Origin of the sequence: Pseudomonas fitomaticsae (assembly GCF_021018765.1) — a bacterium.
Lineage (GTDB): Bacteria > Pseudomonadota > Gammaproteobacteria > Pseudomonadales > Pseudomonadaceae > Aquipseudomonas > Aquipseudomonas fitomaticsae.
Map to the genome: position 1 here is coordinate 494,273 of NZ_CP075567.1, position 23,037 is coordinate 517,309.

Sequence of the window (23,037 nt, forward strand, 5' to 3'; positions counted from 1 at the left end):
AAATTTAAATGAACTAACTTTTAGGAATATGTATAGAAGGGGGCGTGGTCCGATTGGTTAAGTGTGCGGCGGCGAAGGAAGTCGTCCCTCACCGACCATCGATGCTCATTTTTTTTGCGGCTCTGCTGCCTTCAGCGTTTCCTTGAGCGGCACCTTGAGGTAGGGATTCACACAACCGATCTTCAGCGTTCGCGGCGGCGCCCAGCGCGAGTTGTTGCCGACCCGGTCAAGGATGCAATAGGTCACGTCCAGCCGCAGGTCCTCGCCGGCCTCGGTGATGATCGCCGGCGGCACCCAGACCTGGATCGGCTTGCCGATATCGGCCGGGGTGATGCGCGCCAGGTCCATCCGTACATCGCCCCAGCGCAAGGTAATGGCATCGCCTTCGGCCATGTTCAGATACGGCTCGATGGTCAGCGGTACGCCGCGTTTGATCTGGTTCGCGTTGACGCCTTGACGGCGAATGGTGTCGGGCAGTGTCACCGGCGCCAGTTGCTGGTTTTCGTCGCCGCACACTGCCGGGGGCTGTCCACCGGGGCAGTCGAGCTTGACCGTGACCCGCGCGGCTGCCGACAGCGATGGTCCGTGACCCACCCGCATGACCCGATAGTGGATGCGTGACGAGCCGCTGGCGATAAAACTTTCCGGCACCCGCAGGCTGACCGGGGCGGCGACGTCCTGCGCTGTCAGCACGTGAGAGGCGACATAGCAGTTGTTCCAGAACAGTTCGATCAGATCGCCGGTGTCCATGTCCGGATAAGGCAATACATCGACCAGCAGGTGGGCCGCTGCCGCAAGGTTGATGCCGTTGGTTTGGGATGGCGCCAGGCTCGGCGCGGCCAGTTCGGGGATGTGCGAAGTGCGGGTCATGAAGTCCTCTCCTTGAAGCCTTGCAGCGAAATCCGTTTCTGAAAGTTCAAATGGTGTGAATTGCCCGGTAATAAAAACAGGGTCGTTCGGTCATTCGTTATCGGGTCTTGGTAATGTTGTGGGGCGCGATGAGTGACTAGATAAAAGTTCGCTGAATGGCGTGTCAACGGAGAGGATTAGTTAATTGAAGAATTACGGATTTATCAGAAGCTTCCTACGCCGATAAAGCACTCTACCTATCCTGCCTGGCGAATCGGGCCACAGATTTTGCCGGATTTTATTGTTCTGTCGTTGGTCGGTTTGTATAGCTGGAAATTTGGAGGGGCGAACTTTAATCGCGGCGAGACTGTTGCAGGACATATATATGTAATGCAGTCACTTGATTAAGTTTTTATTCGAGAGGGTGGAGGCGAAACTTCCATCCGTGGAAGTTTGTATTCGGGAAAGTTTACGGATCAGCCGTTGTTTCTGAACTTGCTGAGGAACTGTCGAGTGCGCTCTTCTTTCGGATTGGCAAACAACGCTTTCGCTTCACCTTGTTCGACGATCACGCCCTTGTCGAAAAACACCACGCGGTTGGCCACGTCACGGGCGAACGCCATTTCGTGGGTGACGATCACCATGGTGCGTTTCTCCTCGGCAAGGCCGCGGATGGTCGCCAGTACTTCACCCACCAGTTCCGGATCGAGGGCCGAAGTCGGCTCGTCGAACAGGATCACTTCCGGCTCCATCGCCAGCGCCCGGGCAATCGCCACGCGCTGTTGCTGGCCACCAGACAGGCGCCGTGGGTAGGCGTCTTCCTTGCCCGCCAGGCCGACCTTGGCCAGCAGCTTCTTGCCCAGGGCAATGGCTGCGTCGCGGGGCGTCTTCTTGACCACGATCGGGCCTTCGATGACGTTTTCCAGGGCGGTGCGGTGCGGGAACAGGTTGAAGTTCTGGAACACGAAGCCCACGTGCTGGCGCAGGTTGCGCACCAGACTCTGCTGCTGGTTCAGCGGGCGGCTGGTATCGATTTCGATCTCGCCGACCTTGATCCGGCCGCTGGTGGGTTGTTCGAGGAAGTTCAGGCAGCGCAGGAACGTGGTCTTGCCCGAGCCGCTGGGGCCGATGATTGCAACGACCTCGCCTTCCTTCACCTCCAGATCAATGCCGTTGAGCACGACTTGACCCTTGAACTGCTTTGTCAGTTTTTCCACGACAATCATGGGGTCAGGACTCCTGGTCGTGCCGATTGACCCGCTCTTCCAACTTGTTCTGGAAGTGCGAGAGCACCGTGGCCAGAATCCAGTAGATCAGCGCGGCGGCAAGATACATGGTGAAGACTTCGAAAGTCCGGGCGGTAATCAGTTGCGCCTGACGGAACAGCTCCGGCACCTGAATGGTGGCGGCCAGTGCGGTGTCCTTGACCAGCGAAATGAAGCTGTTGCCCAGCGGCGGCAAGGCCGTGCGCATCGCCTGCGGCAGGATGGCCCGGCGCAGGGTCTGCGCGCGGGTCATGCCGATGCTCGCAGCGGCTTCCCACTGGCCGCGTTCGATCGAACCGATCGCGGACCGCAGGATTTCACAGGCGTAGGCGGCCATGTTCAGCGAGAAGCCGATCAGTGCCGCCGGCAGCGGGTCGAGCTCCATGCCCAATTGCGGCAAGCCGTAATAGATCACGAACAGTTGCACCAGCAACGGCGTGCCGCGAAAGAACGACACGTAGATGCGGGCCAGCCAGCTGACCGACTTGAAACGCGACAGGCGCATCAACGCCAGGCCAAAGCCCAGCAGCAGGCCGAAGAACATGCCGCCCAGGCTGAGGATTACCGTGTAGTACGCGCCCTTCAACAGGAAGGGCGCGGAGTCCAGTGCGAGTTGGAAAGCTTCTTCCATTATTTGGTGACGTCAGCGTTGAAGTATTTCGTGGACAGCTTCTCAAGGGTGCCGTCGGCACGCAGTTCGTCGAGGGCCTTGTTCACGGCGGCCAGCAGTTCAGGCTCGCCTTTGCGCAGGGCAACACCGGCTTCCTGACGCGAGAAGGCCTCACCGGCAGCGACGGTTTTCGGCGCTTTCTTGGCGTATTCCAGTGCCGCCAGACGGTCGATCAGGATCGCGTCGGTACGGCCGTTGTTCAGGTCGGCGAACTTGGTCGGATCATCGTCGTAGGTGCGCACGTCGGCGCCCGGCACGTTGGCGCGGACCCATTGCTCGTAGTTGGTGCCCAGGCCCACACCGACTTTCTTGCCGGACAGGTCAGCGGCGGACTTGATGTTCAGCGCGGCTGCCTTGTCTTTCAGCACCAGCGCCTGAATCCCGGAAACGGTGTACGGCTCGGAGAAGTCATACTTCTTCTTGCGCTCTTCGGAGATGGTCACCTGATTGACCACGACGTCCAGACGCTTGGATTCCAGGGCTGCGAGGATGCCGTCCCATTTGGTCGGCTGAATCTTGGCCTTCACGCCCAGCTTCTTGGCCAGGGCTTCGGACAGCTCGACTTCGAAACCCGACAGCTTGCCGTCGGCATCGACGAAGCTGAACGGTGGGTAAGTGCCTTCCAGGCCGACGTTGATAACGCCTTTGTCCTTGATCTGTTGCAGTTGCTCACCGGCAACCGCCTGCCCCAGCAGACCGGCGCTCAGTGCCAGGCCCAGCGAACCTACCAGCAGATTTCGACGTAGTGCGGAAAGAATCATGACAAGCCCCTGTGTTTTCTTATGGAAGACGCTTAAGGAAAGTTGGCGAATCCGGGAATTGGACGACAGCGCTATCCTGCCTTAAAGCAGCTTATGCGTCTCTCGCGAAATTCGCCTGCGGCGAGACTATATGACGGTTCTTTTAGAATGGAAAATAATGAATTTTCCATTTGTTATTTCTTTAATGAATATGCATTCGAGCTGACGCTGAGCGTTCCCACGTCGGGCGCGGGAACGCGCTCAGGCCTACAGAAAGTCCTTGTACGCGAACAACGCCGGGGCGCCGCCGGTGTGCAGGAAGATGATCGGGCCGTCGTCGAAACGCCCGCGACCGATGCCGTCGAGCAGCCCGGCCATGGCCTTGCCGGTGTAGACCGGATCGAGCAGCACGGCGTCCTGGCTCGCCAGCAGTTTCACCGCCGCCAGGGTTCCGGCATTCGGCTCGCCGTAACGCGGGCCGAAGTATTCGTCCCACAGTTCGACCTTGAAATTTACCGGCAACGCCACGCCCAACAAATCGGCAGTGCGTTCGGCCAGACCCTGGACTTTCGGACGCTGATCTTCTTCGCTGCGCGATACCGTCACGCCGATCACCGGCAGTTGCGGCAGGGCTTCGCTCAAGGCCAGCGCCAGACCGCTGTGAGTGCCGGCGCTGCCCGAGGCCAGAACGACGGCGGAGAATTGCAGGCCGGTGTCCTTGATCTGTTCCGCCAATTCCAGGCCAGCGCGCACGTAACCCAGCGCGCCGAGGGCGTTGGAGCCACCGATCGGCACCAGATACGGCTTCTTGCCGTTGCTGCGCAGGCGCACGGCGAGGGCGGCCAGTTGTTCGTCGGCGTTGTCGAGGTTGTCGACCAGTTCGACCTTGGTGTCGAACAGGTCCAGCAGCAGGCGGTTGCCGTTGCCGGTGTAGTTGCTGTCATCGGTGCCCAGCGGATTTTCCAGCAGGGCCACGCAGCCCAGCCCCAGTTTCGCGGCCAGCGCGGCGGTCTGGCGAACATGGTTCGATTGCAGTGCGCCGGCGGTGATCAGGGTGTCCGCGCCTTGAGCGAGGGCATCGGCGGCGAGGTATTCAAGCTTGCGCAGCTTGTTGCCGCCCATGGCCAAAGGCGTCAGTTCATCGCGTTTGATGTAGACATCGCGGCCGAGCCAGGTGGACAGGCGCTCGAGTTTTTCCAGTGGGGTCGGTTGGCCGAGCAGGTCGAGGCGGTTAAAGCGATCCAGCTGTTGTTTGATCGGTTGTGTGGACATGGTTCCGTACTGATGCAAGGAGATGTCAGGACTATAGGCACGCCGATTTACCGGGGCAACCGCCAATCGCTTATAGCCAAACGTGCTTAGGCCAGCACTATCGGTTCTTAATTCGCGCCGGTGGGGTTGCCGTAAAGTAGTCGCCGTTGACGCGGCCAGACAGTCCGGCCGCCCGTGAGGAGTCTTTACCGTGAGCGAGCGTTCCAGCCATTGGCAATTGCAGACCATCGTCAGCCAGCTGCGTACCGCGCGGGATCAGTGGCGGGCACAAAATGGCCGTGCTTCCGGCGAGCAGGGCGGGCGCGAATTGCCGTCCCGTGACGCGATGGCGCAAATCCTGGAAGCCCTGTGCGGCGCGTTGTTCCCGATGCGGCTGGGGCCGGTGGATCTGCGTGAGGAGAGCGAGGATTTCTACGTCGGCCATACCCTCGACGTCGCGCTGAATGCGCTGCTGGCCCAGGCACGACTCGAGCTGCGTTACGTCGCCCGCCACAGTGCCCAGGCCGACACTGAAGTCGAGGCTCAAGCCATCAGGATCATCCAGGATTTCGCCCTCGCGTTGCCGGGCCTGCGCAGCCTGCTCGACACCGATGTGCTGGCGGCGTATCACGGCGACCCGGCGGCGCGCAGCGTTGATGAAGTGCTGCTGTGCTATCCGGGGATTCTGGCGGTGATCCACCACCGTCTGGCGCACCATTTGTATCGCGCGGGCCTGCCGCTGCTGGCGCGGATCAGCTCGGAAATCGCCCACTCGGCGACCGGCATCGATATTCACCCGGGCGCGCAGATCGGCCGCAGTTTCTTCATCGACCATGGGACCGGCGTGGTGATCGGCGAGACCGCGATCATCGGCGAGCGCGTCAGGATTTATCAGGCGGTGACTCTCGGCGCCAAACGCTTCCCGGCGGACGAGGACGGCCAGTTGCAGAAGGGGCATCCACGGCATCCGATCGTCGAGGACGACGTGGTGATTTACGCCGGGGCGACGATCCTGGGGCGGATCACCATCGGCAAAGGCTCGACCATCGGCGGCAACGTGTGGCTGACCCGCAGCGTGCCGGCCGGGTGCAACCTGACCCAGGCCAATCTGCAGCATGATGACGGGACGCAGAAGTAACGGTTGCGCCTGATCGTTCCCGCGCAAGGCGGGAACGATCGCTCTCACTAAAGCGTCATACCCCTCCTTGAGCTAGCGTACGAAAGGTACCGCTGAGCCCTGCGATTAGTCCTTAGCGTGCTATCCATGTTTAACTTGAACGTTCATTCAAGTTAAACCGGCGGTTCGCTGCCCGCTCACAACAGGAGGCTTGCCTTTGCTGAGTCCGATCATTTCAGCCATTTTCCAACCCCTTGAGGTGCACCGTTCATGAGTGCATCGTCCACCCCCGCCAGCGGTCTGGTGCGCATGAATCCGCCGGTGTTCTGGTTCGCCGCGACGGTGATCCTGCTGTTCGGCCTCACAGTCATCGCCATGCCGGAACAGGCCGGCGCCTGGCTTCTCGAAGCGCAAAACTGGGCGGCCAATACGGTCGGCTGGTACTACATGCTCGCGATGACCCTGTATCTGGTCTTCGTGGTGGTCACCGCGTTATCGGGCTACGGCAAGATCAAACTCGGTGCCGACCACGACGAACCCGAATTCAGTTACCTGTCCTGGGCCGGCATGCTGTTCGCCGCCGGGATCAGCATCACGCTGTTTTTCTTCTGCGTGTCCGAACCGCTGACCCACATGCTCCAGCCGCCGCAAGGCGAGGCCGGCACGGCGGAGGCGGCGCGTCAGGCGATGCAGATCCTGTTTCTGCACTGGGGCCTGCACGGCTGGGGCGTGTTCGCCTTCGTCGGCATGGCGCTGGCGTATTTCGCCTACCGGCATAACCTGCCGCTTGCCCTGCGTTCGGCGCTGTACCCGCTGATCGGCAAGCGCATCAACGGCCCCATCGGCTACGCGGTCGACGGCTTCGGCATTATCGCCACGGTGTTCGGCCTCGGTGCGGACATGGGCTTCGGCGTGCTCCATCTCAACTCCGGTCTGGACTACCTGTTCGGCATCGCCCACACCCAGTGGATTCAGGTCGGCCTGATCACGCTGATGATGGGCGCAGCGATCATCGTCGCCGTCTCCGGTGTGGATAAAGGCGTGCGGGTCATGTCCGACATCAACATGCTGCTGGCCTGTGCGCTGCTGCTGTTCGTGTTGTTCGCCGGCCCCACCCAGCATTTGCTCAACACCCTGATCCAGAACCTGGGCGACTACCTCGGCGCGTTGCCGATGAAGAGTTTCGACCTCTACGCCTACGACAAACCGAGCGACTGGCTCGGCGGCTGGACGGTGTTCTACTGGGCCTGGTGGATTGCATGGTCGCCGTTCGTGGGCCTGTTCATCGCACGGATTTCCCGTGGCCGGACCATCCGCGAATTCGTCTTCGGCGTGCTGCTGATTCCGCTCGGTTTCACCCTGGCGTGGATGTCGATCTTCGGCAACAGCGCCATCGACCAGGTGCTCAATCACGGGATGTCGGCGCTGGGCATGTCGGCCCTCGACAACCCGTCGATGACCCTTTACCTGCTGCTGGAAACCTATCCGTGGAGCAAGACTGTCATCGCGGTGACGGTGTTCATCAGCTTCGTGTTCTTCGTCACCTCCGCCGACTCCGGCACCGTGGTGCTCTCGACCCTGTCGGCCAAGGGTGGCAACCCGGATGAAGACGGGCCGAAATGGCTGCGGGTGTTCTGGGGCGCGATGACTGCACTGATCACCAGCGCGCTGCTGTTCTCCGGCAGCATCGATGCGCTGAAGTCGGCGGTGGTGCTGACCTCGCTGCCGTTCTCGCTGATTCTGCTACTGATGATGTGGGGCCTGCATAAGGCGTTCTACCTGGAGTCGCAGAAGCAGATCGCGCAACTGCATTCGCTGGCGCCGGTGTCCGGTTCACGGCGGGGCAAGGGCGGCTGGCGCCAGCGTCTGAGCCAGGCCGTGCACTTCCCGTCGCGCGACGAGGTGTACCGTTTCATGGACACCACGGTGAAACCGGCCATCGAAGAAGTGACGGCTGTGTTCGCCGAGAAGGGGCTGAATGTCGTGACGCAACCCGATCCGGCGCACGACAGCGTCAGCCTGGAAATCGGTCACGGCGAGCAGCACCCGTTCATCTACCAGGTGCAGATGCGCGGCTACTTCACGCCGTCGTTTGCCCGTGGTGGCATGGGTTCCAAGCAGCTCAACAATCGCCGCTACTACCGCGCCGAAGTGCATCTGAGCGAGGGCAGTCAGGACTACGATCTGGTCGGATACACGAAAGAGCAGATCATCAACGACATCCTCGACCAGTACGAACGGCACATGCAGTTCCTGCATCTGGTGCGTTGATCGGGGCAGGGTGCCGGGACGCTTTCAGGTCTCGGCGCTCAGCACCATGAACAACACCATCGCCGCCAGCGGCACGCCATACACGGCGCTGCCGATCGCAATCTCCGACCCCAGCGGCTGCCCGGCGTGCACCACGCCGACCGCACCATTGATCACCGTCAACGCCAGCCACAACGCCGCGAAACCATAGGCCAGCGTCTGCCGACTGAAGCCGATGCGCTCGCCGATGTAGAACATCAGCGCCAGCAGAATCAGGCCGAAGAAGATGATGATTGCGGTGTGCATGGTCGCGCCTGTGGAATGTGCGGTGTTTGATCGGACGCTTTCGCGGGCAAGTCGAATCGTCGCACCGCCGCTCCCACAGGTTCTGTGTTGCGTACAAAATCTGTGGACGACGGAGAACCCTGTGGGAGCGGGCTTGCCCGCGAAGGCGCCACCTCGGTTTCATTTAGAGCATAGTCAATCCAGCCCACGCCATATTCGTCAGGTACTTTCCCGCTCAATCACCATGCACTGCAGCAGATTAAGTCGCTGCACCTCATCACTCGGTAGCACGCCCAAACTTTCCAGCACCCGCGTCGCCGCCAACACGCCGATCTCCAGCGCAGGCGGTTTGATGGTGCTCAGGCTGGGCAGCAGCATCTCCGCGAACGGGTAGTCGCCGAAGCCGAGGACGGCGCAGTCGTCGGGGATCTTGAGGCCGGCGCGTTGCCCGGCGAGCAGGCCGCCGGCGGCGAGGTTGTCGTTGGCGAAGATGATCGCGTCCGGGCGCGGTGAGGCGTTCATCAGCGCTTCCATTGCTTGCTTGCCGGCCTCGAAGGGGGCGCGATTGGCGTCCGGTGCGAATACCCACGGTTCCAGGCCTAACTCACGCATGGTCGCCGCATAACCGTCGCGGCGTTCCAGTGCGCTGAAGTCGCCGGGTGCGCTGTTCTGCACGAACGCGATGCGCCGATAGCCTTTGCCGTGCAGATAACGAGCGGCGCTGGCACCCACTTCGAAGTGTGAAAAGCCGATCTGCATCGGCTCGCGATCCGGTTGGTAATCCCAGGTTTCGATCACCGGGATATCCGCTTCGGCGAGCATCTTTTCCGTGCCCGGACTGTGGAAGTGACTGGTGACTACCAGCGCCGCCGGCGACCAACCGAGGAAGGCCCGCACCGCGTTTTCTTCCTGCTCGGTGCTGAAGTAACTCGAGGCCAGAAGTAGCTGGTAGCCGTGACGGCTGAGGGTGTCGCTGAAGCCCTGAATGGTGTTGGCGAAGATCGGCCCGGAGATGTTCGGGATCACCATGCCGACGATTTTCCCCCGCGCCGAGGCGAGCCCGCCGGCCACCAGGTTCGGCACATAACCCAGCTCTGCGACCACCGCCGCGATCCGTTCGCGGCGTTCGGGCGAGACCTGTTCCGGCTGGTTGAAATAGCGCGATACGGTAATCGCCGAAACACCGGCCTGGCGTGCCACCGCGTTGAGGGTCACGCGACCGGCGCCACGGCGTTTGCGGGGCTTTTCTTCGCTCAAGGCTCGATCCTTCTTAAAAACCAAAACGCATATAAAAGTAATTTTTCAGTATTTTACGGTCTATGTCCGGCTTGCCAATACTGGCGATGTTAGCGCTAACAATGCGCGTTGTCTGCTACTCGCTCGAGCGAATGCCCAAGACACCGAGACAGGCGCTGTCGTCGCAGAACGGCAGCGGTTCAGGGCAACTTTTCGAGCGGGCAACCATGCACAACATTCCTGGGGCGACACATAAACTGGCGCAATCGATCCGCGCTGCGGGCTGGCTACTCACCGGGCTGGCCGCGCTGCCGCTGCCGGCCGCGTTCGCCGCCGACAGCACCGATCAGGAGCCGACACTCAAGTCCGTCACGGTCACCGCCACCCGCCGCGAAGAGTCGCTGCAAAAGGTGCCGGTGGCGGTGTCGGTGATCGACGGCGAGCAACTGGAGCGCGACAACCGCAACAGCGTGGCGAGCATTGTCCAGCAAGTGCCGTCGCTGAATTTCCGCAGCGGCGCATCGAACAAGGACACCTCGTTGTTCGTGCGCGGCGTGGGGACGATTTCCACCTCACCGGGCGTCGAGCCGACCGTGGCCACGGTGATTGATGGCGTGGTTTATGCACGTCCCGGCCAGTCCACTCTGGATCTGCTGGACCTGGAACGCGTCGAAGTCCTGCGCGGCCCCCAAGGCACGCTGTTCGGCAAGAACGCCTCGGCCGGCGTGCTGAACATCACCAGCAAGGCGCCGACCGCCGAGACCCACGGCTACATCGATCAGTCGTATTACAGCGGCAACGAAAGCCGCACCCGTTTCGGTATCGGCGGCAGCCTGATTCCGGACACGCTCAAAGGCTCGATCAGCACGCTGTTCGGCACTTACGACGGCAACGTCGACAACCAGCACAACGGCCAGGAGGTCAACGGCTACAACCATCGCGGCGTGCGCGGCAAACTGGAATTCACTCCGAACGACGACGTCACCTTCACCCTGATCGCCGACTACATGCAGTCCCACGATGACGGACCCAACGGCGTCGTGACCAAGGCACTGACCCCGGCCTTCGCCAACGCGCTGAGTCCGGTGAGTGCCACCAGCCACAATCGCGACATCAACACCGACACCCGCAGCCACGTCGAAGACACCAACAAAGGCCTGTCCGGCCAGCTCGACTGGCAACTGGGGGATTACACCCTGACGTCGATCACCGCGTGGCGTGGCTGGGACAACACTCAGTATCAGGATGGCGACCGCCTCGGCACGGTAACGGCCGCGTTCCCCGGCACGGCGGACAAGGGCGATCTGGCCTTCGACCAGTACTCGCAGGAGCTGCGCCTGGCGTCGCCGAAAGGCGAGTTCCTCGAATACGTCGGCGGCCTGTTCTACATGCACGGCAAGGATGAGGAAACCTATCAGCGCACGCTGACCACCACCACACGGACTGATCGCGGCGTCGCCGATTACAGCACCACCAGCGACAGCTACGCGGTGTTCGGCGAGAGCACGCTGAACTTCACTTCGAACTTGCGTGGCATCGCCGGCCTGCGCTACACCCACGACGATCTTGAATACGATCACCGTCGTGTTTCCACCTCCGCCACCACCGTCAGCGGCATTCAGCCAGCCACCCGCAGTTCCGGTTCGGTGGACGAGGACGGCTGGTCCGGCCGGCTCGGTTTGCAGTACGACCTGAGCGATACCGTCACCACTTACCTGACCTACTCGCGCGGCTACAAAGGCCCGGCCTACAACGTGTTCTTCAACATGCAGCCGCGCGATACCGAAGCGCTGAAACCGGAAACCTCCAACACCTGGGAGGCGGGGATCAAAGCCTCAAGCTGGAACAATCGCCTGACCACCAACCTCGCGGTTTTCCACAGCGACTACGACAACTACCAGGCAAACTTTTTCGACACCGTCGCCGGGCAAGTCGTAACGCGCCTGATTAACGCCGGCAGCGTCAGCACCGAGGGCGTGGAACTTGATTTCGCTCTGCAAGCGACCCAGCAACTGAAGTTCTCCGGCGCGCTGGCCTACACCCGCGCCCGCATCGACGAGTTCGCCTGCCCGGCGGGCGCGGCGGCGTCGTGCAACGTCAACGGCAAGCCGCTGCCGTTCAGCCCGGACTGGAAAAGCTACGTGCGGGCCGACTACACCATCCCGCTGGAGAACGGCCTGGATATCGAACTCGGCACCGACTACAGCTGGCAGAGCGAAGTGCAGTACGACATCAGCCAGAACGCCGACACCAAACAGGGCGCCTACGGCCTCTGGAACGCCAGCGTCGCCCTGGCCGATTACACCAATGGCTGGCGCGTGGCGTTGCTGGGCAAGAACCTCACCGACAAGTCGTATTCGCCATTGCTCGCCAGCGGTGGCAACTACATCTACCGCGCTGTGCCTCGCGACGACGAGCGCTACTTCGGCGTGCAACTGCGCAAGGACTTCTGAGATGAGCAGACAGCTGAAACTCGGCGCGTTTCTCATGGCCACCGGGCACCACGTCGCCGCGTGGCGTCATCCGGATGTGCCGGCCAATGCCGGGCTGGATTTCGCCCATTACAAACGTCTGGCGCAGATTGCCGAGGCAGCGAAGTTCGACACCTTGTTTGTCGCCGACAGCGTCGCCGCCCCAACCCAGGACATCGCCAGCCGCATGGCCCGTTCGGATCACTTCGAACCGCTCACGCTGCTCTCGGCCTTGAGCGCGGTGACCGAGCACATCGGCCTGATCGCCACCGCGACCACCAGCTACAACGAGCCGTACCACGTGGCGCGTAAATTCGCTTCGCTCGATCACCTGTCGGGCGGGCGAGCAGGGTGGAATCTGGTGACCTCGGACAACGCAGCCGAAGCGCAGAATTTCGGCCGCGACGAACACATCGGCCATGCCGAACGCTACAGCCGTGCCCGGGAATTTCATCAGGTGGTCACCGGGCTCTGGGACAGTTGGCAGGACGACGCCTTCATCCGCGACAAGGCCAGCGGCGCGTATTACCACCCGGAAAAACTGCACGTGCTGAATCACGTCGGCGAGCACTTCAAGGTCAAAGGCCCGCTGAATGTCGCGCGTTCGCCACAGGGTCAGCCGGTGATCGTGCAGGCCGGCTCGTCGGAAACCGGGCGTGAACTGGCGGCGCAGACGGCCGAAGTGGTGTTCACCGCGCAGACCTCGCTGGCCAGCGCCCAGGCGTTTTACGCCGACCTCAAGGGGCGCTTGCCGAAGTACGCACGCAGCGCCGATTCGCTGAAAATCATGCCCGGCGTGTTTGTCGTAGTGGGGCAGACGGAAGCCGAAGCGCAGGAAAAATGTGAAACGTTTCAGCAATTGGTCGAACCCGAGGTTGGCGTCGCCCTGCTTGGGCGTATGCTGGGCAACTTCGATCTGTCGAAGTACCCGCTGGACGGGCCGCTGCCGGAATTGCCGCTGACTGACAGCGGCCAGCAAAGCCGACAGAAACTGCTGACCGAACTGGCCGGCCGGGAACATCTGACCCTGGCCGAGCTGGGTCGCAGAATCGCCGGCGGTCGCGGGCATTACAGCGTCGTCGGCACCCCGGCGCAGATTGCCGACCGTTTGCAGGAATGGTTCGAGCAGGGCGCGGCGGACGGCTTCAACGTGCTGGTGCCGCACCTGCCCGGCGGGCTCGAAGACTTCGCCAATGGCGTGGTCCCGGAACTGCAACGGCGCGGACTGTTCAGAACCGAATACGAGGGCCGGACCTTGCGCCAGAACCTTGGCCTTGCCCGGCCCGGCAATCGCTTTGCGTAGCAATCGACACCCATTTCAAGACTGACAAGAGAGGAATCGATGACTTACACCGCTGCCGAAAACCGCTATGACTCCATCCCTTACCGCCGCGTCGGACGCAGCGGTCTGGTGTTGCCGGCGCTGTCCCTGGGCCTGTGGCACAACTTCGGCGACAGCACGCCGATCGACACCCAGCGCTCATTGCTGCGCACGGCGTTCGATCTGGGGATCAACCACTTCGACCTGGCCAACAACTACGGCCCGCCCTATGGCAGCGCCGAGACCAATTTCGGTCGCCTGCTGCGCGAAGACTTCAAGCAGTATCGCGATGAACTGATCATCTCCAGCAAGGCCGGCTGGGACATGTGGCCCGGCCCTTACGGCCAGGGCGGCGGTTCGCGCAAATACGTGCTGGCCAGCCTCGACCAGAGCCTGCAACGCCTGGGCCTGGATTATGTGGATATCTTCTATTCGCACCGCTTCGACCCGGACACCCCGCTGGAAGAAACCGCCAGCGCCCTCGCCACGGCGGTGCAGCAGGGCAAGGCGTTGTACATCGGCATCTCGTCGTACTCCGGGGTGAAAACCCGCGAAATCGCCGCGCTGCTCAAAGAGTGGAAAGTGCCGCTGTTGATTCACCAACCGGCCTACAACCTGCTCAATCGCTGGGTGGAAAAGGACCTGCTCGACACCACCGACGAACTCGGCACTGGCGTGATTGCGTTCACCCCGCTGGCGCAGGGTCTGCTGACCGACAAATACCTCAACGGTGTGCCGGCGGATGCGCGGGTCAATCGTCCGGGCGGTGGTTCGTTGCTGTCTTCGCACTTGTCTGAGGCGAACATTGCTCATGTGCGGGGGTTGAATGAGATCGCCAAGCGTCGTGGCCAGAGCCTGGCACAACTGGCATTGGCGTGGACGCTGCGGGATCCTCGGGTGACTTCGGCACTGATCGGCGCGAGCCGGCCGGAGCAGATTATCGAGAACGTCGGGGCGTTGAAGAATTTGAGCTTCAGTGCGGAGGAGCTGGCGGAGATTGACCGGTTTGCCCAGGAGGGCGGGATCAATCTTTGGGAGAAGCCTTCGACGGCGGAATAACAGAACGCTGATCGTTCCCTCGCGGAGCGTGGGAACGATCAAAAAGGCTCAGCGAAAAAACGGCACATCCCCCAACACCGTAGCCCGCTGCATCACCCGCCGCGCCGGGCGGTAATCATCTACCGCGTAATGCTGCGTCACGCGGTTGTCCCAGAACGCAATGTCATCCTTCTGCCAGCGCCAGCGGATGGTGAACTCCGGCCGCGTCGCGTGCGCAAACAAGAACTTCAGCACCGCTTCACTCTCGGTCTCCGACAGCTCATTGATCTTCGACGTGAAGCCTTCACTGACGAACAACGAACGCCGCCCGCTCACCGGATGCGTACGAATTACCGGATGCGACAGCGGTGGATTCTTGCGCCGAGCCGCTTCCCACTGCGCCAGTGCTTGCGGCGTGTTGCCGTAGCGTTCCAGCGGAAACGAGCGGATGAAATCGTGAGTCGCAGTCAGCCCTTCAAGCAGCGCTTTCATCGGCGCCGACAGCGCTTCATACGCAGCAATCCCGCTGGCCCACAACGTGTCGCCACCAAACTCCGGCAGCAGCTTGGCGCTGAGCACCGCGCCCATGGCCGGGGTCGGCAGGAAGGTCACGTCGGTGTGCCAGATCGCGTTGCCGCGCACGTCGGTGACGGCGGTGTCGAGGATCAGCACTTCCGGCTGTTCCGGCACGTTCGGGTAGATCGGGTGAATGTGCAGATCGCCAAAGTAGGCTGCGAAACGCGCTTGTTGCGAAGGCTCGATCGGCTGATTGCGGAAGAACAGCACCTGGTATTTGAGCAGTGCCTGCTCGATGGCGTCGCGCTGTTCCAGGTTCAGCGGCTGGCTGATGTCGACGCCGCTGATCTGTGCGCCGAGGGCCGAGCTTAAAGGGGTGATGTTCAGGCTGCTCATGGTGGTTCTCTTCAATTCCGGGGCCCCGAAACTGTCGGGGTAGTCAGTGCTGAAAAATCAGTGGGCCTGGCCGTGCCACGGCACCAGTTTGCGTTGCAGGGCGCGCAGGCCCATCTCCATCGCGAAGGCGATCAGGGCGATGACCAGAATCCCCAGCACCACCACATCGGTGACCAGGAATTGCGCCGCTGACTGCACCATGAAGCCCAGGCCACTGGTGGCCGCGATCAGTTCGGCGGCGACCAGAGTCGACCAGCCGACACCCAGACCAATGCGCACACCGGTCAGAATGTCCGGCAGGGCGCTTGGCAAAATCACATGGCGAATCAGTTGTGCGCGAGTCGCGCCCAGTGATTGCGCAGCGCGCAATTTGGCCGGGTCGACGGTGCGCACGCCGGTGGCGGTGGCAATCGCGATCGGGGCAAAAATCGCCAGGTAGATCAGCAGCACTTTCGACAACTCGCCGATGCCGCACCAGATCACAATCAACGGCAGATAGGCGAGTGGCGGAATCGGTCGGTAGAACTCGATCAGCGGATCGAGCACGCCACGGGCGATACGGTTGGCGCCGATGGCGATGCCCACCGGAACGGCGGTCAAAATGGCGAAGCCCAGGCCCAGACCGATACGGCTGAGGCTCGCGCCCAGGTGCTGCCACAACGTCGAATCCATGTAGCCCGTGGTCGCCAGCAACCAGCCTTTTTGCAGCACGGCGGACGGTGGCGGCAGGAACAGCGGTTCGATCAGGCCGGTGGCGGTCACGGCCCACCAGATCACCAGCAACGCGAACAGGGTCAGCAGGCTGATCCAGCGGGTGCTGAGGCTGCGGCGCACGGGAATCACCACCGATGTGGCGGCGGGTTTCACGGCGGTGGCGGAAACGTCGTAACTGCTCATGCGCGCTCCTGCCGCTGAACGGCGCTGCGTTGCGAGAACACTTTGGCCAGCACGTGTTCGCGGGTTTCGATGAAGCGCGGATCGGACTTGATCGACCGCGCCGATTCGCCGGCGGCGTAGCGCTGGCCGAAGTCGAGATGCAGGCGCTCGACGATCTGCCCCGGATTCGGCGCCAGCAGAATCAGGTCAGTGGCGAGGAACACCGCTTCTTCAATGTCGTGGGTAATCAGGAACACCGGTTTGGCGGTGCGTTGCCAGACTTGCAGCAACAGCTCCTGCATCTGTTCGCGGGTGAAGGCATCGAGGGCGCCGAAGGGCTCGTCCATCAGCAACACGCGCGGGTCGGCTGCGAGGGCGCGGGCCAGGCCGACGCGCTGCTTCTGGCCGCCGGAAAGCTGCCAGATGCGACGATGTTCAAAACCGGAAAGATCGACCAGCGCGAGCATTTCCCGGGCGCGCTGTTCGCGCTTGTCCTTGGCCACACCGGCCAGTTCGAGGCCGAAAGCCACGTTGGCCAGCACGTCCTGCCAGGGCAGCAGGGCGTCGTCCTGGAACACCACGCCGCGCTCGGCGCTCGGGCCTTTGACCGGCACGTTGTCGAGGGTGATGCGGCCGGCGCTCGGTTCGACGAAGCCGGCAATCAGATTCAACAGCGAAGTCTTGCCACTGCCGGACGGGCCGAGGGCCACCAGCAATTGCTGAGGGCCGAGGGTCAGGGAAATGTCGGACAGTACCGGTTCCGGGCTGCCGGGGTACTGTGCGCTGATGCGCTCCAGCTGTAGCAAGGCCATCGCGATGAACTCCCGATCAGTTGGTGATGTACTTGGCGCTGACGTACGGCGCGTAGTCCGGCAGTACCGCTTCGACCTTGCCTTGCTCCTTGAGGAACGCGGCGGTGTCGGTGATGGCTTTGGTGGTCGGCGCGCCGAGGTCACTGACTTGATCCGCCGCCAGCGGGTAGACGTTGCCTTGCAGCAGCAATGGGATGTCGCTGGCCTTGGCGCCGGAGAGCTTCACAAGCTTGTCGACGTTGCTCTGATTGGCCAGCCAGGCTTTCGGATCCTTGCGGTAGTCGGCGTAGGCGTCGAGGGTGACCTTGGCGAATGCGGTGACGATTTCCGGGTGCTTCTCGGCGAAGTCCTTGCGCACGATCCAGGCGTCGAAGGTCGGCGCGCCGAACTTGGCCAGTTCACCGGAAGTGATCAGCACTTTGCCGTTTTCCTTGGCCACACCCAGCGCCGGATCCCAAACGTAGGTGGCGTCGATGTCACCGCGTTTCCACGCGGCAATGATCGCTGGCGGGGCGAGGTTGAGGACGGTGACTTTCGACGGGTCGATGTTCCAGTGCTTCAGCGCGGCCAGCAGGCTGTAGTGACCGGTGGATACAAACGGCACGGCGATTTTCTTGCCGACGAGATCCTGTGGTGTCTTGATGCCGGAGCCGTCACGGGCGACCAGTGCTTCGGCGGCGCCGATCTGGGTGGCGATGAGGAAGGTTTCAACTGGGACTTTGCGGGTGATCGCAGCGGTCAGCGGGCTGGAACCGAGGTAGCCGATCTGCACGTCGCCGGAGGCGATGGCGGCGATGATGTCGGCACCGTTATCGAATTTGCGCCAGTTGATGTCGGCCTTGGTGGCTTTCTCGTAGGCGCCGTCGGCCTGGGCGACTTTCGCCGGGTCTACGGTGGTCTGGTAGGCGACGGTGAGGTCGGCGGCCTGAGCCAGAAAACTCGCAGCAGCCAGAGAGGCCACGGCCAGCAGGCGAAGCGGGAAATTCAGTTTCATTGAAGAGCTCCATATCAGGCGACCGAGCGTCGGCGTGAAAGGAGACTAAATGATCTAAGAAACTAAAAATAAATAACTTTTTAGAATGAGCTTATGAGCGGAAAAATCTAAGGGAGAGAACGTGATCGTTCCCACGCTCTGCGTGGGAACGATCAAATCCAAAGCCGAACGATCAGTTGCTGATCGCCAGAATACTTGCCTGATACGACCCGACAAACACGTCGAAATCGCCCACCTCGTTCTGTTCCAGCTCAGCCTGTTGAGCCAGCGAAGACCGCGCCAGTTCTTCAAACTTCGCTTGTTCCTCAGCCGCCAACGGCTCGCTGCGGAAGAACTCGGCGTGAGCCTGGCTCTGGCGCAGGGAGAATTGCGCGAAGCTTTCCTTGTGCGTGGCCATCGCTGCCAGCACCTGGGCCGAAGGCGTCAGAGACGAATCCTTGACCTTGGCCAGTTGCGCATCAAGTGCCTTGCTGTGTGCATCGCCACCGTGGCTTTGATCCAGCAGTGCCGCCAGCGGAGCGATTTTTTCCAGCAGTTCGGCGGCCCACTCCTTCAGCTCGACCGGTTGGCCGTCGCGCTGCAATTGCAGGCCCGGACGGCGACCTTCCTTGACCACGCTGAGGAAGTTCGACGTGGCGTTGCCGCAGCTGATGTTGGTCAGCAGCGGGCTGTCGTTCAGCGCGCAGTACAGCAGGAACGCGTCGAGGAAGCGCGACTCGGTGAGGTCGATGCCCATCGGCAGGAACGGATTGATGTCCAGGCAGCGCACTTCGACGTACTGAATGCCACGGGCCATCAAGGCCTGGATCGGACGCTCGCCGGTGTAGGTCACGCGTTTCGGGCGGATGTTGGAGTAGTACTCGTTTTCGATCTGCAGAATGTTGGTGTTCAGTTGCACCCACTCGCCATCCTGGTGCGTGCCGACTTCAACGTACGGCGCGTACGGCGTGGCCACCGCTTTGCGCAGGCTGTCGGTGTAGCTCGCCAGGTCGTTGTAGCAAGGGGTCAGGCCGGCCTGGGCGTTGCTCTGGTAACCGAGGTCGCTCATGCGCAGGCTGGTGGCGTAGGGCAGGTACAGGGTGTCCGGATCCAGCTGTTCCAACTGGTGCGCACGACCGCGCAGGAAACCCGCGTCCAGCGCCGGCGAAGCACCGAACAGGTACATCAGCAGCCAGCTGTAGCGCCGGAAATTGCGGATCAGCGCGATATAGGACGACGACTGGAAATCCCGGTCGGTGCCGACGAAGCCCTCGGCTTCCTTGAGCAACGGCCAGAGCTTTTCCGGCAGGGAGAAGTTGTAGTGAATCCCGGCGATGCACTGCATGGTCTTGCCGTAACGCAGGGCCAGGCCCTTGCGGTAGACGTACTTGAGCTGACCGATGTTGGAGGTGCCGTAATAGGCGATCGGGATATCTTCCTCGGCCGGCAACGGGCACGGCATCGATGGACTCCACAGGTACTCGTTGCCGAGCTTGCTGTAGGCGAAGCGATGAATCTTGTCCAGGCTCGCCAGGGTATCGGCAGGGTCTGGCAGGGCGGGCGTGATGAACTCCAGCAGCGACTCGGAATAGTCGGTCGTGATCTGTTCGTTGGTCAGCGCGGAACCCAGGGCTTCAGGGTGCGGCGTTTGGGCCAGGCGGCCTTCGCCGGTCACGCGCAGGCATTCACGTTCGATACCGTGAAGGCACTGCTCAAGCAGAGAGAGGTTAGCGCGCTCGCCGAGCAGAGCCAGGCGGCGGTTGAGAAGTTCGCTCAATTTGGATTCCTTCACGCGTCAGTCGCCCCAATATGGGGGTGGGCAGGACGGTCTACAAGGGTGAAGTTGAAACTGGCGTTTTCGCCTGGTTTTCGGGTGGTTAAACCCATGTTGGAAACGCCGACTTCAATCCTTGAATCTGGCTGATACACGCGAAGAAAATGAGATCCCTGTGGGAGCGGGCTTGCCCGCGAAAGCGGTGTGTCAGACAAGTTGATACCGGCTGATATGCCCCATTCGCGGGCAAGCCCGCTCCCACAGGAAACTCCGACGCTGCGATCACAGCGCCGAAATTAACTCAAAATGATGAACAACATCTACAGGACAGCGAACGTGCCTTGCGCTTTTGCGACCAGTTTGTCGCCCTGCATCACGTCGGCTTCGACCACCAGCGTGCGCCGGCCCGGGTGGATCACCCGCGCCGTGCACATCACCTCGCCTTCAGAGACGGCGCGGATGTAGTTGATCTTGCACTCGATGGTCGCGCTCTGCTGGTCAAAGCCGTGGGTGCTGGAACAGGCCAGCCCCATGGCGATATCCACCAGACTGAACAGCGCGCCGCCGTGCAGCTTGCCGCCGCGATTGCGCAGTTCGGGTTCCAGCACCAGGGCGACTTGCGCCACCCCGGTTTCCAGGCTGTGCAGACGGCAGCCCAACAGCTTGAAAAACGCGCTCTCGACGAGCCCGGCCGGCATTTCCATCAGCGTTTCTTCAACTGCTTGGCGTTGGCAAACAGCGACGCCATTGCGTTATTGGCTGGAGCCGCCGGGGTGCTTTCCTTGCGCGGAGCCGAACCCTGCGACTGGCGTGGCGCCGAGCCCGGGCGGGAGCCACGGGCGCCGTCGATCTTCTCGCCCGGGGTGTCGCTCATGCGCATCGACAGGCCGACGCGTTTGCGCGGGATGTCGACTTCCATGACCTTCACTTTCACCACGTCACCGGCCTTCACCGCTTCGCGCGGATCCTTGATGAATTTCTCCGACAGCGCCGAAATGTGCACCAGACCGTCCTGATGCACGCCGATGTCGACGAACGCGCCGAACGCAGTCACGTTGGTCACCACGCCTTCGAGGATCATCCCCAGTTGCAGATCTTTCAGGTCCTCGACGCCTTCCTGGAACTCGGCGGTCTTGAACTCCGGACGCGGGTCACGGCCCGGTTTTTCCAGTTCTTGCAGGATATCGGTCACCGTTGGCAGACCGAAGGTCTCGTCGGTGAATTTCTTCGGATCCAGACGCTTGAGGAACGAGGCGTCGCCGATCAGCGAGCGAATGTCGCGGTCGGTTTCAGCGGCGATGCGTTGCACCAGCGGATAGGCTTCCGGGTGAACGGCCGAGGAATCCAGCGGGTTGTCGCCGTTCATCACGCGCAGGAAGCCGGCAGCCTGTTCGAAGGTTTTCTCGCCCAGACGCGCGACTTTCTTCAGTGCGGCGCGGGTCTTGAACGCGCCGTGCTCGTCACGGTGAGTCACGATATTCTGCGCCAGGGTCGCGTTGAGGCCGGAGATCCGCGCCAACAGCGCCACGGAGGCGGTGTTCACGTCCACGCCCACGGCGTTCACGCAGTCCTCGACCACGGCGTCCAGACCGCGCGCCAGTTTCAGCTGCGACACGTCGTGCTGGTACTGGCCGACACCGATGGATTTCGGATCGATCTTCACCAGTTCGGCCAGCGGGTCCTGCAGGCGACGGGCAATCGATACGGCGCCACGGATCGACACGTCCAGATCCGGGAATTCCTTGGCAGCCAGCTCCGATGCCGAATACACCGATGCGCCGGCTTCGGAGACCATGACCTTGGTCATTTTCATCGCTGGGTATTTTTTGATCAGCTCGATGGCCAGCTTGTCGGTTTCACGGCTGGCGGTGCCGTTGCCGATGGCGATCAGGTCGACCGAATGCTTGGCGCACAGGGCGGCCAGGATGGCGATGGTCTGATCCCATTTGTTGTGCGGCACGTGCGGGTAAACCGTGGCGTGATCCAACAGCTTGCCGGTGGAGTCGACCACCGCAACCTTGCAACCGGTACGCAGGCCCGGGTCGAGGCCCAGGGTGGCGCGCGGGCCGGCCGGGGCGGCCAGCAGCAGGTCGTGCAGGTTGTGGGCGAACACGTTGATCGCTTCGGTTTCGGCGCCGTCGCGCAGCTCGCCGAGCAGGTCGGTTTCCAGGTGGGTGTAGAGCTTGACCTTCCAGGTCCAGCGCACCACTTCACCCAGCCATTTGTCGGCCGGACGGTTCTGGTTCTGGATGCCGACGTGCTGGCCGATCATGCCTTCGCAGGGGTGCAGGGTGCCCGGCAGTTCTTCGCCGACTTTCAGTGCGGAGCTGAGAATGCCTTCGTTGCGGCCACGGAAAATCGCCAGCGCGCGGTGCGACGGCATGCTTTTCAGCGGTTCGTCGTGTTCGAAGTAGTCGCGGAACTTGGCGCCTTCCTCTTCCTTGCCGGCGATCACGCGGGCACTGAGGGTGGCTTCCTGCTTCAGGTAGGTGCGCAGTTTTTCCAGCAGGTTGGCGTCTTCGGCGAAGCGCTCCATGAGGATGTACTTGGCGCCTTCCAGTGCAGCCTTGGCGTCGGCCACGCCTTTTTCGGCGTCGACGAAGCGCGCGGCTTCGGCTTCCGGGGCCAGCGACGGGTCGTTGAACAGACCGTCGGCCAGTTCGCCGAGGCCGGCTTCCAGAGCGATCTGGCCCTTGGTGCGGCGCTTCTGCTTGTACGGCAGGTACAAGTCTTCGAGGCGGGTCTTGGTGTCGGCGAGTTTGATTTCGCGCTCCAGCTCAGGGGTGAGTTTGCCCTGCTCCTGGATGCTGGAAAGGATGCTGATGCGCCGTTCGTCGAGTTCTCGCAGGTAGCGCAGACGCTCTTCCAGATGACGCAGCTGAGTGTCATCGAGGCTGCCGGTCACTTCTTTCCGGTAACGGGCGATGAAGGGAACGGTAGAGCCTTCATCGAGTAGCGCGACGGCCGCTTCGACCTGTTGTGGGCGTACGCCGAGTTCCTCGGCGATGCGGCTGTTGATGCTGTCCATAAAACCACCTGACAAATTGTGAAAGCAGGCTCGCAGGCGCGTAAATGAAGGCCCGGAGTCTGGTGGGGCGGCTTGATGCTGGCCGCTGCCTGGGTCAAAAGGCATCCCGTTGACCCGTGAAATCGAACAATTACTGCGGCGCCCATGAAAATAAAGGACGGCCACCTGC

At 62.0% G+C, this 23,037-nt stretch carries 19 protein-coding genes; 5 read left to right on the plus strand and 14 right to left on the minus strand.

Features of this window, described 5'->3' with window-relative positions:
- Positions 1-105: 105 nt before the first annotated feature.
- From KJY40_RS02185 to KJY40_RS02205, 5 genes are all read right to left on the minus strand, one after another.
- Positions 106-870 carry a hypothetical protein gene (locus KJY40_RS02185; RefSeq protein ID WP_230734712.1) on the minus strand — a complete coding sequence of 255 codons (765 nt, stop codon included), beginning with the start codon at positions 868-870 and terminating at the stop codon, positions 106-108.
- Between the two features lie 455 nt (positions 871-1,325).
- On the minus strand, positions 1,326-2,075 hold the full coding sequence (gene tcyN / locus KJY40_RS02190; RefSeq protein WP_085684197.1) for an L-cystine ABC transporter ATP-binding protein TcyN: 750 nt from the start codon (positions 2,073-2,075) through the stop codon (positions 1,326-1,328).
- A 4-nt stretch (positions 2,076-2,079) separates the two neighbouring features.
- Complete coding sequence (tcyL, locus tag KJY40_RS02195; protein WP_007952735.1) at positions 2,080-2,745, minus strand: cystine ABC transporter permease; 666 nt, start codon at positions 2,743-2,745, stop codon at positions 2,080-2,082.
- Positions 2,745-3,545 (minus strand): cystine ABC transporter substrate-binding protein, encoded by an 801-nt coding sequence (gene tcyJ / locus KJY40_RS02200; protein ID WP_230734714.1) that lies wholly within the window; start codon positions 3,543-3,545, stop codon positions 2,745-2,747. Before tcyJ ends, tcyL begins: the two co-directional genes overlap by 1 nt.
- A gap of 246 nt (positions 3,546-3,791) precedes the next feature.
- The gene (locus KJY40_RS02205; protein WP_230734716.1) at positions 3,792-4,796 is read right to left on the minus strand and encodes a D-cysteine desulfhydrase; all 1,005 of its coding nucleotides are present in this window, start codon (positions 4,794-4,796) and stop codon (positions 3,792-3,794) included.
- A gap of 190 nt (positions 4,797-4,986) precedes the next feature.
- On the opposite strand from KJY40_RS02205, the gene epsC reads away from it, so the two are divergent.
- Both epsC and betT read left to right on the plus strand, forming a co-directional pair.
- Positions 4,987-5,913: a serine O-acetyltransferase EpsC gene (epsC, locus tag KJY40_RS02210; RefSeq protein ID WP_007952730.1), complete on the plus strand. Its 927-nt coding sequence runs from the start codon at positions 4,987-4,989 to the stop codon at positions 5,911-5,913.
- Positions 5,914-6,201: 288 nt separating this feature from the next.
- Positions 6,202-8,163, plus strand: a complete 1,962-nt coding sequence (betT, locus tag KJY40_RS02215; RefSeq protein ID WP_164872166.1) for a choline transporter BetT — start codon at positions 6,202-6,204, stop codon at positions 8,161-8,163.
- A 24-nt stretch (positions 8,164-8,187) separates the two neighbouring features.
- Here the strand turns inward: betT and KJY40_RS02220 are convergent, their stop codons facing one another.
- Positions 8,188-8,448, minus strand: a complete 261-nt coding sequence (locus KJY40_RS02220; protein ID WP_007952727.1) for a hypothetical protein — start codon at positions 8,446-8,448, stop codon at positions 8,188-8,190.
- Between the two features lie 198 nt (positions 8,449-8,646).
- Positions 8,647-9,684 carry a LacI family DNA-binding transcriptional regulator gene (locus KJY40_RS02225; RefSeq protein ID WP_230734718.1) on the minus strand — a complete coding sequence of 346 codons (1,038 nt, stop codon included), beginning with the start codon at positions 9,682-9,684 and terminating at the stop codon, positions 8,647-8,649.
- Positions 9,685-9,890: 206 nt separating this feature from the next.
- Between KJY40_RS02225 and KJY40_RS02230 the strand changes: the two genes are divergently transcribed.
- The 3 genes from KJY40_RS02230 to mgrA are packed head-to-tail and all read left to right on the plus strand — an operon-like array spanning position 9,891 to position 14,514.
- The gene (locus KJY40_RS02230) at positions 9,891-12,116 is read left to right on the plus strand and encodes a TonB-dependent receptor (RefSeq protein WP_230734720.1); all 2,226 of its coding nucleotides are present in this window, start codon (positions 9,891-9,893) and stop codon (positions 12,114-12,116) included.
- A 1-nt stretch (position 12,117) separates the two neighbouring features.
- The gene (locus KJY40_RS02235) at positions 12,118-13,437 is read left to right on the plus strand and encodes an LLM class flavin-dependent oxidoreductase (protein WP_230734722.1); all 1,320 of its coding nucleotides are present in this window, start codon (positions 12,118-12,120) and stop codon (positions 13,435-13,437) included.
- A gap of 39 nt (positions 13,438-13,476) precedes the next feature.
- Positions 13,477-14,514, plus strand: a complete 1,038-nt coding sequence (gene mgrA / locus KJY40_RS02240; protein WP_230734724.1) for an L-glyceraldehyde 3-phosphate reductase — start codon at positions 13,477-13,479, stop codon at positions 14,512-14,514.
- A gap of 48 nt (positions 14,515-14,562) precedes the next feature.
- Here the strand turns inward: mgrA and tauD are convergent, their stop codons facing one another.
- The 7 genes from tauD to KJY40_RS02275 all read right to left on the minus strand — a co-directional run bounded on the left by tauD (position 14,563) and on the right by KJY40_RS02275 (position 22,868).
- Entirely contained in the window at positions 14,563-15,405 is an 843-nt protein-coding gene (tauD, locus tag KJY40_RS02245; RefSeq protein WP_230734726.1) for a taurine dioxygenase, read from the minus strand.
- A gap of 57 nt (positions 15,406-15,462) precedes the next feature.
- Positions 15,463-16,302: a taurine ABC transporter permease TauC gene (tauC, locus tag KJY40_RS02250; protein WP_064382739.1), complete on the minus strand. Its 840-nt coding sequence runs from the start codon at positions 16,300-16,302 to the stop codon at positions 15,463-15,465.
- Entirely contained in the window at positions 16,299-17,093 is a 795-nt protein-coding gene (gene tauB / locus KJY40_RS02255; RefSeq protein WP_007952704.1) for a taurine ABC transporter ATP-binding subunit, read from the minus strand. The genes tauC and tauB overlap by 4 nt, the downstream gene beginning before the upstream one ends.
- 16 nt (positions 17,094-17,109) lie before the next feature.
- Positions 17,110-18,087 (minus strand): taurine ABC transporter substrate-binding protein, encoded by a 978-nt coding sequence (gene tauA / locus KJY40_RS02260; RefSeq protein ID WP_007952702.1) that lies wholly within the window; start codon positions 18,085-18,087, stop codon positions 17,110-17,112.
- Positions 18,088-18,259: 172 nt separating this feature from the next.
- The gene (gshA, locus tag KJY40_RS02265) at positions 18,260-19,843 is read right to left on the minus strand and encodes a glutamate--cysteine ligase (RefSeq protein WP_230734728.1); all 1,584 of its coding nucleotides are present in this window, start codon (positions 19,841-19,843) and stop codon (positions 18,260-18,262) included.
- Between the two features lie 317 nt (positions 19,844-20,160).
- On the minus strand, positions 20,161-20,544 hold the full coding sequence (locus KJY40_RS02270; RefSeq protein WP_230734730.1) for a PaaI family thioesterase: 384 nt from the start codon (positions 20,542-20,544) through the stop codon (positions 20,161-20,163).
- Positions 20,544-22,868: a Tex family protein gene (locus tag KJY40_RS02275; protein WP_115076179.1), complete on the minus strand. Its 2,325-nt coding sequence runs from the start codon at positions 22,866-22,868 to the stop codon at positions 20,544-20,546. Before KJY40_RS02275 ends, KJY40_RS02270 begins: the two co-directional genes overlap by 1 nt.
- Between the last annotated feature and the right edge of the window lie 169 nt (positions 22,869-23,037).